Source organism: Dryocola mayonis (genome assembly GCF_051307045.1).
In the GTDB taxonomy this organism is placed as follows: domain Bacteria; phylum Pseudomonadota; class Gammaproteobacteria; order Enterobacterales; family Enterobacteriaceae; genus Dryocola.
Map to the genome: position 1 here is coordinate 3,436,675 of NZ_CP150452.1, position 12,571 is coordinate 3,449,245.

At 54.0% G+C, this 12,571-nt stretch carries 12 protein-coding genes and 1 pseudogene; 10 read left to right on the top strand and 3 right to left on the bottom strand.

Translation table 11 applies throughout. From position 1 onward, the window contains the following. The first annotated feature begins 129 nt into the window (after positions 1–129). The 8 genes and pseudogenes from fliE to WLO32_RS16635 all read left to right on the top strand — a co-directional run bounded on the left by fliE (position 130) and on the right by WLO32_RS16635 (position 7,395). A complete protein-coding gene (fliE, locus tag WLO32_RS16600; protein WP_435946124.1) occupies positions 130–465 on the top strand; it encodes a flagellar hook-basal body complex protein FliE in 336 nt (111 codons plus the stop codon). Between the two features lie 169 nt (positions 466–634). Continuing rightward, positions 635–1,496 (top strand): annotated as a pseudogene (locus WLO32_RS16605) (CheR family methyltransferase). Next, on the top strand, positions 1,496–2,539 hold the full coding sequence (locus WLO32_RS16610; RefSeq protein ID WP_435946125.1) for a protein-glutamate methylesterase/protein-glutamine glutaminase: 1,044 nt from the start codon (positions 1,496–1,498) through the stop codon (positions 2,537–2,539). Before WLO32_RS16605 ends, WLO32_RS16610 begins: the two are co-directional and overlap by 1 nt. Before the next feature lie 59 nt (positions 2,540–2,598). After that, complete coding sequence (gene cheY / locus WLO32_RS16615) at positions 2,599–2,988, top strand: chemotaxis response regulator CheY (protein ID WP_435946127.1); 390 nt, start codon at positions 2,599–2,601, stop codon at positions 2,986–2,988. 3 nt (positions 2,989–2,991) lie between these two features. After that, a complete protein-coding gene (cheZ, locus tag WLO32_RS16620) occupies positions 2,992–3,621 on the top strand; it encodes a protein phosphatase CheZ (protein WP_435946128.1) in 630 nt (209 codons plus the stop codon). A 119-nt stretch (positions 3,622–3,740) separates the two neighbouring features. After that, a complete protein-coding gene (flhB, locus tag WLO32_RS16625) occupies positions 3,741–4,886 on the top strand; it encodes a flagellar biosynthesis protein FlhB (protein WP_435946129.1) in 1,146 nt (381 codons plus the stop codon). After that, complete coding sequence (gene flhA, locus WLO32_RS16630) at positions 4,886–6,991, top strand: flagellar biosynthesis protein FlhA (protein ID WP_435946130.1); 2,106 nt, start codon at positions 4,886–4,888, stop codon at positions 6,989–6,991. The genes flhB and flhA overlap by 1 nt, the downstream gene beginning before the upstream one ends. Positions 6,992–7,005: 14 nt before the next feature. Beyond that, complete coding sequence (locus WLO32_RS16635) at positions 7,006–7,395, top strand: flagellar protein FlhE (RefSeq protein WP_435946132.1); 390 nt, start codon at positions 7,006–7,008, stop codon at positions 7,393–7,395. An 89-nt stretch (positions 7,396–7,484) separates the two neighbouring features. Here the strand turns inward: WLO32_RS16635 and WLO32_RS16640 are convergent, their stop codons facing one another. The 3 genes from WLO32_RS16640 to fliD form a co-directional block, all read right to left on the bottom strand. Next, entirely contained in the window at positions 7,485–7,823 is a 339-nt protein-coding gene (locus WLO32_RS16640; RefSeq protein ID WP_435946134.1) for a flagellar protein FliT, read from the bottom strand. Then, entirely contained in the window at positions 7,816–8,223 is a 408-nt protein-coding gene (gene fliS, locus WLO32_RS16645) for a flagellar export chaperone FliS (RefSeq protein WP_435946136.1), read from the bottom strand. The genes WLO32_RS16640 and fliS overlap by 8 nt, the downstream gene beginning before the upstream one ends. A 73-nt stretch (positions 8,224–8,296) precedes the next feature. Further along, positions 8,297–9,712 (bottom strand): flagellar filament capping protein FliD, encoded by a 1,416-nt coding sequence (fliD, locus tag WLO32_RS16650; protein ID WP_435946137.1) that lies wholly within the window; start codon positions 9,710–9,712, stop codon positions 8,297–8,299. Positions 9,713–10,352: 640 nt separating this feature from the next. Between fliD and WLO32_RS16655 the strand changes: the two genes are divergently transcribed. Beyond that, positions 10,353–11,492, top strand: a complete 1,140-nt coding sequence (locus WLO32_RS16655; RefSeq protein ID WP_435946138.1) for a FliC/FljB family flagellin — start codon at positions 10,353–10,355, stop codon at positions 11,490–11,492. Positions 11,493–11,745: 253 nt separating this feature from the next. Beyond that, entirely contained in the window at positions 11,746–12,570 is an 825-nt protein-coding gene (locus WLO32_RS16660) for an EAL domain-containing protein (RefSeq protein ID WP_435946139.1), read from the top strand. Position 12,571: the final 1 nt, after the last annotated feature.

The window sequence follows — 12,571 nt, forward strand, 5'->3', positions numbered from 1 at the left end:
CCGATGAACTGAAATTTCTGTCGGCTTATTGCGTTATATCATTACCGGCTCCCCATGCTAGGCTGTCCTTAATAAAGGCAATAGCGCCTGGATAAACATGGTTTATTACCGAAATAGCAGGAACATTTAATGTCAATTCAATCAATGAGCGGTGTCCTGGAACAAATTCAGTTTCAGGCCAGGCAAGTTTCCGGAGCGACAAACAGCAATGCGCTGTCAGATAAACAAAGTAACGCCGATCCCGTTTCATTTTCTTCACTGTTATTTAACAGCATAAACGGTATTAGCCAGGCGTCGAACAGCGCCCGGGCTCAGGCGCAGAGCTATATGATGGGAACCTCGGACATTGGCCTGAACGACGTGATGGTCTCTTTGCAAAAGTCTTCAGTAGCGTTAAATATGGGTATTCAGGTGCGCAATAAAATGGTCAGCGCCTATCAGGAAATCATGAATATGGCGGTGTAAACCGGCGTTAGCGTTATCCGCCGTCATCATCTTAAATGCAGCCCTGAGTTTATTAACCTGCAGGCTTCAAAATAATAAATCCTTACCCAATTGATAATAGAATGTTGTGTATTTTTAAAATACGCCACGGCAACCACACATATACGTCGCAAGGATGTTATATATGAGTATGGAATGCGACGTTAATCAAATTAACAACGCAGCGATGCGCATCGAAGCGCGGATCGCAGATAAAGAGCTGGAAAAAGTTAGTCAGCTAATTTATCAACGCGCGGGCATTGTGCTGAGCAGCCAGAAACGCGATATGGTTTATAACCGCCTGTCCCGGCGCTTGCGTGAATTGAAATTAACGCATTTCAGCGAATATTTATCTCGTCTGGAATCAAACCCAAACAGCAGCGAATGGCAGGCGTTTGTTAATGCGCTGACCACCAATCTGACCTCTTTTTTCAGAGAGGCCCTATCACTTCCCTGTGCTTGCCGAGCACGCGCGCGCACGGAAGGGAAATGGAAATTATAAAGTCTGGTGCACCGCGTCCTCTACCGGCGAAGAACCTTATTCCATCGCCATTACCCTGGATGAAGCGCTCGGGCGCAGCATGCTTAACCCGCGTATCTGGGCTACGGATATCGATACCGAAGTGCTCGCCAAAGCCTCGGCCGGCGTCTATCGGCTATCCGATCTCGACAACCTGACCACCGAGCAAAAAAAGAATTACTTTCTGCGCGGCACCGGCGAGCAGCAAAACCTCGTCAAAGTCAGGAAAGAGCTGCTCGAGACGATTCATTACCAGTACCTCAACCTGCTGGATGCAAAATGGGACGTACCGGCCCCGTTCGACGCCATCTTCTGCCGCAACGTCATGATCTATTTTGACCAAAAAACCCAGGAACATTTGCTAAAGCGTTTTGCAAAGCTCCTGAAACCCGGCGGCCTTTTATTCGTCGGACATTCTGAGCACTTTGGCACGAGCGACGGCCCTTTCCGCCTTCGCGGCCAGTCAGTGTATACCCTGAAAGAGGATAGTTAATGCGCAAGATTAAAGTCCTCTGCGTTGATGATTCGGCGCTCATCCGCAACATTATGAGCGACATTGTCAATCAGCAGCCTGATATGGAAATGGTCGCCACCGCCCCGGATCCGATTATCGCTCGTGATTTGGTTAAACGCTTTAACCCGGACGTGCTGACGCTGGACGTCGAAATGCCGCGCATGGACGGGCTGGATTTCCTTGAACGCCTGATGCGCCTGCGTCCGATGGCGGTGATTATGATTTCCTCCCTGACCAGCAAAGGGTCTGAAATCACCCTTAGCGCGCTGGAAATGGGCGCGGTGGATTTCGTGACCAAGCCGCAAATGGGCCTGAAAGAGGGCATGACGCAGTACAGCGAGCTGATTGCCGAGAAGATCCGCATCGCCTCAAAGGCGCAGGTCTACCGTCGCGATCGCCAGAGCCTGCCAAAAATCATCTCCAGCCCGCTGGTGGGCAGCGAAAAAATCTTCGCTATCGGCTCTTCAACCGGCGGTACCGAGGCGCTGCGCCAGGTGCTGACGCTGCTGCCCCGCACCTGCCCGGGCGTGGTCATCGCCCAGCATATGCCGCCGGGCTTTACCCGCTCCTTTGCCGAGCGCCTCGATAAAATTTGCGAAATCGCGGTGAAAGAAGCCGAGGACGGCGATCGCGTGCTGCCCGGTCACGCCTATATCGCGCCGGGCGCAATGCATATGGAGCTGGTACGCAGCGGGGCTAACTACAACGTGCGCCTCAGCGACAGCCCGCCGGTTAATCGCCACCGCCCGTCGGTGGACGTGCTGTTTAAATCGGTGGCCGCCTGCGCGGGTAAAAACGCCGTCGGGGCGATCCTGACCGGCATGGGCAACGATGGCGCGCACGGACTGCTGGAAATGCGCAAGGCGGGCGCCCATACCCTGGCGCAAAGCGAAAAATCCTGCGTGGTGTTCGGGATGCCAAGAGAGGCGATTGCCCTGGGTGCCGCCGTGGAGGTGGTCGATCTCGGCGAGATGGCCCAGCACATGTTGAGCAACGTGACCGGACAGGCGCGCCGAATTTAACGCAAACAGTAACTTACACAACTTTCCCCGTCGGGGGTGTTTAACTATCAGGACTTAATATGGCAGATAAAAACTTGCGTTTTTTAGTCGTTGACGACTTCGCTACCATGCGCCGTATCGTGCGTAATCTTTTAAAAGATCTGGAATTTAACAACGTTGAAGAAGCCGAAGACGGCCAGGATGCGCTTACCCGTCTGCGTGAATCCGCCTTCGATTTTGTGATAACCGACTGGAACATGCCGAATATGGACGGCCTCGAACTGCTGTCTGAAATTCGCAAAGACGCCAACCTGAGCAAGCTGCCGGTACTGATGGTGACGGCAGAGGCGAAAAAAGAAAATATTATCGCCGCCGCTCAGGCCGGCGCCAGCGGCTACGTTGTCAAACCTTTCACCGCGGCGACGCTGGAAGAGAAGTTAGGCAAAATCTTTGAAAAGCTCGGGTGGTAAATCATGGATAAGCAACCCCCCCAGTCGCAGACGGATATCTTCTCGCGAATTGGTCAACTGACGCGCCTGCTGCACAACAGCATGAACAACCTCGGCCTCGACCGGATCATTATCGATGCGGCCGAAGCCATTCCCGATGCCCGCGACAGGCTGTCTTACGTCGTGGCGAAAACCTCACAGGCGGCGGACTGCGCCTTAACCTGCGTGGAAGTCGCCCGCCCGCTGCAGGACGCTTTGCACGGCCAGTCCACGTCGCTGAGCAAGCGCTGGGACGAATGGTTTGCTAGCCCCGTTGAGCTGCAGATGGCCAAAGAGCTGGTGGCGGATACCCGCCAGTTTCTGCGCGATACGCCGGACATCACCGCCAAAACTAACGAGCAGCTTATGCAGATCATGATGGCGCAGGATTTCCAGGATCTGACCGGCCAGGTTATCCAGCGCCTGATGCTGCTTATCGAGAATATCGAAAAAGAGCTGATTCATGTCCTGCTCGATCACAAGCCGGAAGAAACGGCGACGAAAGAGATTGCCGAAGAAGCGCTGAAAAACGGCCCGCAAATCGATCCGAATGGGGCCGGCGTGGTTGCTACGCAAGGCCAGGTTGATGATTTACTTGAAAGCCTCGGCTTCTGATTTCCGTGATTCGCTTTTGCGGGCGGGCTGTGCTGAGGCGTGGTTTGCTTGCGGTATTACGCATGCCGCCGCTCAGCCCTTCGCCCTGCTTTGTAATACCCGCAACATGATTAAAGCCGATGTCTGAAGAAAGTGATGTAGAAAAAACAGAGGAACCCACGCCCCAGCGACGGGAGAAAGCCCGTGAAGAGGGACAGATCCCACGTTCCAAAGAGCTTACGTCGCTGCTGATGCTGTTAGTCGGCTGGGGATTGATTCTGTCCGGCGGCGATGCGCTGGCCAGCAGGCTGGCGATGCTGCTGCAAAGCGGGCTGCGCTTCGACCGGATGATGATCCTCGATCCCAACTCGATGATCCGCCAGCTTCGCCAGCTGCTGCTGATGGCGGCAACCTCGGTGTTGCCCATGCTGCTGGGGCTGTTTTTAACGGGCATCTGCGCCTCTGCGCTGCTGGGCGGCGTCAAGTTTGGCGGCAAGTCTTTTAAATTCGATATGAAAAAGATAAACCCTCTGCCCGGCCTTAAGCGAATGGTTTCCGGCCAGATGGTTTCTGAATTAATCAAGGGCATCCTGAAGGTCATACTGGTCGGCTGCGCCTGCGCATTTTACATCTACCACAACAAGCTGCGCTTTATCACGCTCGGCCACGGCTCGCTGGCCGACGGCCTGGGAGCCACGCGCGATCTGATTTCCCACTGTCTGCTGATGGTCATCCTCGCGCTGATCCCGATGGTGGGTTACGACGTGTTTTACCAGATTTTTAGCAACCTGAAGAAACTGCGCATGAGCCGCCAGGAAATCCGCGATGAATTTAAGCAAAGCGAAGGCGACCCGCACATTAAGAACCGTATCAAGCAGCTGCAGCGCGCCGCCGCGCGCCAGCGCATGATGGCCGACATCCCCACCGCCGATGTGGTGGTAAACAACCCGACGCACTACTCCATCGCCCTGCGTTACAAAGAAGGCGGCGCCGCCGCCCCGATAGTGGTGGCTAAAGGCGCGGGAGAAATAGCGTTACGTATCAGGACAGAGGCGCAAAAACACGCCGTTCCTATGCTTGAAGCCCCGCCGCTTGCACGCGCGCTCTATCGCCACTGCGACATTGGCCAGCCGATCCCCACCGAGCTGTACAGCGCGGTTGCCGAAGTCCTTGCCTGGGTGTATGGCCTGAGACGCTGGCGGCTGGGCGGCGGTATCGCCCCGAAAAAACCTGAGAACCTTCCGGTGCCTGCGGCGCTGGATTTTGCACAAGAGAGTCATGAGTGATGGCAAACTACGCCACCAAATTACGTTTACCCCCGTTAAAAGAGACGCAGTGGAAAATACTGGCGGGCCCGATATTAATCATGCTGATTCTGGCCATGATGATATTGCCCCTGCCGGCGTTTCTTCTCGATTTGCTGTTCACCTTTAATATCGTCCTTTCGCTGATGATATTAATGGTGGCGATGTTCACCCAAAAGACGCTCGATTTCTCCGCTTTCCCGACGGTGCTGCTGTTCTCGACGCTGTTACGCCTTGCGCTGAATATCGCCTCAACGCGTATCATTCTGATGGAAGGACATACCGGGGGCGCCGCGGCCGGCCGCGTTGTCGAAGCGTTCGGGCACTTCCTGGTGGGGGGCAACTTTGCTATCGGCATCGTGGTGTTCGCCATCCTCATCATCATCAACTTTATGGTTATCACCAAGGGCGCGGGCCGTATCGCGGAGGTAGGCGCGCGCTTTGTGCTGGACGGGATGCCGGGCAAACAGATGGCGATCGATGCCGACCTGAACGCGGGCATTATCGGCGAAGAGGAGGCCAAGCGCCGCCGTAGCGAAGTCACGCAGGAGTCCGACTTCTATGGTTCCATGGACGGCGCCAGCAAGTTTGTGCGCGGAGACGCCATTGCCGGCCTGCTTATCATGGCGGTGAACGTTATCGGCGGCCTGATGATCGGCATATTGCAGCACGATCTGTCCTTTGGCGTCGCCGCCGAAACCTACACGACGCTGACCATCGGCGACGGTCTGGTCGCCCAGATCCCGGCCCTGATTATCTCGACTGCGGCCGGCGTTATCGTGACTCGCGTCGCCACGGAGCAGGACGTGGGCGAACAGATGGTCAGCCAGCTGTTTAATAATCCGCGCGTGATGATACTGGCGGCGGCGATCATCGGCCTGCTGGGCATGATCCCCGGCATGCCTAACTTTGTTTTCCTGCTGTTTACCGCCTCGCTGCTGGGCATCGCCTGGTGGATGCGCGGTAAAGAGCTGCAAAAAAGCGCGCAGGGCGGCGCCCAGTCCAAAGAGAGCAAAGCCGCGGCTAAAGCCCAGGCCGACGCCGTGCAGGCCACCGAAGCCTCCTGGTCCGACGTGCAGATCGAAGACGTGCTGGGCCTTGAGGTCGGCTACCGCTTGATCCCGATGGTGGACAGCGCTCAAAGCGGCGAGCTGTTAACCCGTATCCGCGGCATCCGGAAAAAATTTGCTCAGGAGATGGGCTTCCTGCCGCCGTCGGTGCATATTCGCGACAACCTCGATCTGCCGCCGACCCACTACCGCATTTTGCTTAAAGGCGTTGAAATCGGCAGCGGCGAAACCATGCCCGAGCGCTGGATGGCAATCGACCCCGGCTGCGCGGAAGGCGAGCTGCCCGGCACGCCTTGCCAGGAGCCGGCCTTTGGCCTGCCCGCCGTATGGATTGACGAAGTCATGCGCGAACAGGCCCAGATCCTGGGCTATACGGTGGTGGATCCCAGCTCGGTGATTGCCACCCATCTTAACCACCTGATTGCCACGCACACCGACGAACTGTTCGGCCGCCATGAAACCCAGCAGCTACTTGACCGCCTGACCAAAGAGATGCCGAAGCTGGTAGAAGATCTGATTCCGGGCGTTATCTCGCTGACCACCTTCCATAAGGTGCTGCAGAACCTGCTGGCGGAAAGGATCTCGATTCGCGATATGCGCACCATTATCGATACGCTTGCCGAATACGGCGCGGTGCAAACCGATCCGGATGAGCTGACGGCCCATACGCGCATTCGCTTAGGCCGCGCCATTACCCAGCAGTGGTTCCCGGGCAACGACGAAATTCGCGTTATCGGTATGGATCTTAATCTGGAAAGGCTCTTGATCCAGGCAAGCCAGAACGGCAGCGCCATCGAACCGGGCATCGCCGAAAACCTGATGCGCCAGACTGAAAAAGCGCTGGCCCAGCAGGAAACCCTCGGCGCGCCGCCGGTAATGCTGGTCAATCAGCCGCTGCGCATGATGCTTTCGCGCTTCCTGCGCCGCGTTTATCCGCAGCTTGCCGTACTGTCGAATCTGGAAATCAGCAATAACCGCACCGTGCGTATGACGTCTATCGTGGGCGGCCAGGAGTGAGGCTCTTAAGGCTAATGGCGCTGGCGGCGCTTCTTTTGCCGCCTGCCGTTTCCGCGGCCGGCGGTGCCTGGAGCCAAAAAACGGCCGGCGTTGTGATAAGCGTGGGCAAACAGACGATGGCGGGCGCGGCGCTGAGCGCGCCGGCGGAAGTCCCCGCCTCGGCGAAGGTCAGCCTGTTAGTATGGCGAGTCACGCTGCTCACCCCTGCCCCTGCGGGGCTTGAGATAAAACTGTGTAACGCCGCCGCCTGCATCAGGCTTGACCGCCTGAGCGGACAAAAAAAGCTTGCCGGCCCGCTTGCCGCGCGCGGTCCCTTTCGCTTTGTTTATTCCGTAGCGAGCAAGGGGCAGCTTATTCCCGCGCTGCATGTGGTAAGCAATGAGCTAACGGTAAACTATCGGTAAGCAGCAGGCGCCTGGGCGGCAACGCGCAGAAGGAGCGACGCAAAGCGGATAAGGCCATTTTCTCTGACGAGCAAAATAGCCTTATCGCACTATTGGAGAGTGGAGGTAAAACTTGCGGAGTAGGCCTGATTACACTTTTTCCCACGATTGAGCGATGAGATATCCGCTTTTAATACATCGAGGCGATTTTCCAGGTTTCTGGATATTTCAGCCTCATTCTCCAGGAGTTTTTTGACAATATTGCCGATCCCTTCCTGCTCGCTTTGCGTAAGCCTCTCAGAATGGTTATTAATGACCTCCTGCAGTTTAATAATATAATTCTCCGCCAGCTCAATAAACGCCGGCCATTCGCCCTGGCGCGCCTTCTCAAGCAGGCTTAAATTTAATTGATAAACGACTTCATAGTCGGTGGTCAGCGCCTTAGTCATTTTTTACCTGCTGTAGCTGGGGGTCGATTTCCTTCCATGTGGCGGCGAGATTCATCAGCAGTTCGTCCACATGGGCAAGCTGCTGCGCGTTATTTTGCAGGTTGCACTCCAGCAGGGTGCGCGACATATAGTCATAAAGCATCTCCAGCTGTTCGGCGATCCCTTTTCCCTTTTCATGATCGAGCGCGGCGCGAAGGCCGTTATCGATAATATTGATGGCTTTGGAAATCATCTCTCCACGACGGGCGACGTTGCCGTTTTCAAAATAAATTTTGGCTCGCAGAATTGCATTGTGCGCACCGTCATACAGCATCGTAATAAGCTGATGAGGTGTTGCTCCGGCCAGCTGACTTTGCAAGTCAACCTGAGCATACGCCTGTATACCTCGGCTCGCGTACATAATAGGCTCCATAATAAAGAGGCAGGAGATTAGATGCCCCTGCCGGTAAAAAGAATTTAAATAATAATCAGGCTTATAACGTCGCCAGTATGGCGTTGAGCTGCGAGCTCATGCTGTTTAGCTTGGACATAGTGGTATCCAGATTCTGGAACTGTATGCGGTAGCGCTCGACGTTGGCATCGATTAAACGCTGCGTTTTATCAATCTGATCCTGCATCTTAGTGGCCTGATCGTTTAAACCGTCGGTCGAGGTTTTAATGATGCCGTCGGTTTTCTTATCAGAGTCGCCCACATACTGGGTAATAACGTCGCTAAGCGTAGTGGCAAGCCCCGCATGTTCGCCGATGCCGGTAAACATATTGGCGATTTGATCCGGGTTATCGGCAATCGCCTCATCAAGCTTGCTCTCGTCAAGGGTCATCTGCCCGGTGCCGGCATCGATTTTTATGCCCAGATCCGCTAAAGAGCCGAAGTCTGCATCAGGATTGCCATAAACACCGTTTACCGTTGAACGAATCTCGCTGACCATTCCGCGCAGCGTGGAGTCGCCCATCAGCGCCCCGTTAGACGCGTTTTGCGTGGCTATATCGTCATCTTTTAACTTGGACGAATCATAAGGGACATACTTGCTCTGGTTGGTGGTGGTCGTCAGTAACGCGTTGTATTGCTTTACAAAATCTTTAAGCGTGCTCTTAATTGCGCTGGTGTCCTGGGTCAAAGTCAGCTGCTCTGACTTCTCGTCCTCAGAAGGCGCTTTTAGCGTCAGCGTAATGCCGTCAAGAATATCGGTGATGTTGTTGCTTGAGCGGGTGTAATTACTGCCGTCGACGATAAGCCTCGCATCTTCGGCCTTAGAAACTTCCTGCAGGTTATCGCTATTTAGCACCGCGCCCAGCGTGTCGTCACCTTCTACGCTGACGGTTATTTCCCCGTCCGTTCCGGTGGTTTTTGAGCTCAGTACCAGCTGATAGCCTTCATCGGTGCGCTGTACGGTCGCGGAAACATCGCCCTTCTCTTTGTTAATCGCCTTGGCGATCTGGCTTAGCGAGGTTTCATCGTCCTTGAGCGTCACCTTCATTTCGCTGCCATCTTTCTGGGTGATGGTAACGGTGCGCTCGCCTCCGCCGCCGGAGCCCAGCTGCTGGTTCTGGTCGTCGACGCTGTCGGTTTTTAACTTGTGCGAGGTGGCAAGGCTAAGAACGGTAACCGAATGGGTATCGGCGCGAGCTGAGGAGGTTGCCGTCGCGGTGAAAGCCGTATTGCTGCTTACCGACAGGGTGTTAAAGGCCTCGCCGGAGAGTTTTTTCACCGTGCCCTGCAGGGAAGAAAGGCCGCTTGAGATCTGGCCCCAGGCGGAGACTTTTGCCTTATAGCTGCTTTGCAGCGCCGTGTAAGGTGACAGTCGGGTCTGTTCGCCGGCTTTAATCTGCGCCAGCATAGTTTCCGTATCCAGTCCTGACCCAACGCCTAATGATGATATAGAAGCCATGTCGTTCTCCTGTATGGCGTGAATTTAATTTTTTATGCTTCATTATTGGTATCGTTATTTGCGCCCTAAAGTTTAATTTTTTAACCTCGCAAGGGCAACGCGTAAGGCCGCTTTAAAACACTCCTTTCATCTGTTTGACGAATAGAACGCCGGCCATGGCGGGTTATTTTTCAGGCGATAAAAAGCAAACCTTAAAAATAACGACAATTATGAGATTAATTCGGCTATTTGCGTTTTCCTCAGTTATTTAGCCGCCATGCTCTTTAACTACAGCAAAGACGCTCAGGCTCTTAAAGAGGCTTCCCCGCCGCGCAAAAAAAAAGCATACAAACCCGAAGCGAAGACGTTTATACCGGCAATTCAGGGCATGGTTAAGCCCTCATCCTGAAACCGGCCGGCAATAACCATTCATGGCGCCAATATATTGATTAATTCAGGGGATAGGCGCCAATTCTCAATAAATTCCGGCGCATACCTCCCTGTTCGCATAAATTCCAGGCAAATGATAAAAAAATAGCAAAAAAATTTTTAGATATTTTTTCCCGCGCCGATATTTTTATTATGCGAACGAAACAACGCATGGAAATATTGGGCACTACATTGAAGTGGTGCTAAATCAATAAAGTAAGAGGAATTGAAGATGGCCCAAGTAATTAATACTAACTCCCTGAGCCTGGTTGCACAGAATAACCTGAACAAATCTCAGTCCGCTCTGGGAACTTCTATTCAACGTCTGTCCTCCGGCATGCGTATCAACAGCGCAAAAGACGATGCCGCAGGCCAGGCGATCAGCAACCGCTTCACCGCTAACATCACCGGTCTGACTCAGGCTTCCCGTAACGCCAACGACGGTATCTCCATTGCGCAGACCACCGAAGGCGCGCTGAACGAAGTCAACGACAACCTGCAGAATATTCGTCGTCTGACCGTACAGGCACAGAACGGCACCAACTCCGAGTCTGACCGCAAGTCCATCCAGGATGAAATCGACGCGCGTCTGGCTGAGATCAACCGCATCTCCGAACAGACCGAGTTCAACGGCGTGAAGGTACTGAGCAAAGACCAGACCCTGAGCATCCAGGTAGGTTCTAACGATGGCCAGACTATCGATATCGCGTTAAGCGAAACAAGCGCTGCGACTCTGGGTATGGACGGCTTTAAAATCAGCGGCGGCATGGAAAGTGCTTCAGCAGGTAATACTGTTACCGCTGAAGGCGACACAGCCAGCTGGACCCTGACCGCAGACGACATCGCAGCGATGAAAGAGGAAGCATTTGGCGTCGGTGGCGAAGGTGACATCTTCAAGTATACGGACGAAGACGGTAATACTTCCCTTATCGCGGTAGGTAAACAGTCAGATGGCACAGAAGTGTCAACCTATATGACGGCCACCACTACTGATGCCGACGGTGACGGTGACGGCGATCCTACTACTAATCCAGGAGATGTGAGTGTAGCCTTCACCAAAGGTGCTGATGTTGACGTTGATACGCTGTCCGGTAAAACTGCCGATCCGCTGGCTACCATCGATGCGGCAATGGCTAAGGTTGACGAAATGCGTTCCGGCCTGGGTGCAACCCAGAACCGTTTCGCCTCTGTAATCAGCAACCTGAACAGCACCGTAAACAACCTGAGCGAATCCCGTTCCCGTATCCTGGACGCCGACTTCGCTTCTGAAGTTTCTGAAATGAGCCGTGCGAACATCCTGCAGTCTGCCGGTATCAGCGTACTGGCCCAGGCAAACCAGGTTCCACAGAACGTTCTGTCCCTGCTGCGTTAATTTTTTAACCCGCCAGGCGAACCCGGCTCGTTTTCGAGCCGGGTTTTTTCTATTATCCTGCCGGTAATCATTTAAATAACCCCGTTTATAGCCGCTTATCCTCTTATTAACGCGTTGTACAAAAAGCATTCCAAACCATATAATACAAAGCGTTAACCAGCCGGCCGCGTATACATCAGGTAACATCTCCGTTATTTTACCGGCGGCTTCATTCTCTGCATAACGCCATTAATGCTGGCGCGGGGACATCAATATGCTGCCACCCTATCTTTGGGCCGCTAACAAATTTAACGCTGCGCTAAAAAAAGTTCACCGCCCGGCGGACGCCCACACGGATAAATTAAAAATATGGCTGACAATGGAAGCCTGCCCCTATATTCAGCCGATTATCTGTTCGGTCACCCGCCGTTTAATAGGGGCGGAGGTATTACTCTATTTCAAAGATAAAGCGGGGAATTTTTCTGCCGCCGATGCAATAATCAATAATGAGGCCTTTGAGAGTTTTACCGTTAAATTGATCGATGACATCCAGCGCTGTTTTTATCCGCTGCGCAGTAAGCTGCCGCCGGGTTTCTTTTTCACCTTCAATATCAGCGCCAGCCAGATTACCCACCGCGAACTGCAAGCCTCGGCCTGCGTTTTCGCCGACAGCTTTAATATGATGTTTGAAGTCAACGAGCGATCCATTAACGAGGTGGAAGAGCCGATGTTGCGCGGCCTGCAGGAGATGAGGGACGCGGGCATTCAGTTTGCCATCGATGATTTCGGCGCCGGCTGCTCGGGCCTGAAGTACCTGGAGAATATGGGCTTTTGCATGCTGAAGCTCAACCGCGACCTTACCCTTACTCATCAGGGCGAGCCTGTCTATAAGAAGACGCTGTCGGCGCTGTCGGGTCTTGCCATTATGCTGGGCATCAGGCTGGGGGCCGAAGGCGTAGAAAGTGAGAATCAGGCGCGCTGCCTGACCGAACGGGGCATTAATTTATTGCAGGGAGGCCATTATTCCCGGCCGCTGCCGATGAAGAATTTTATCCTGCACTATATTCTTCAGGCGCAAGAGAAGCTGTTGCCGCTATGAT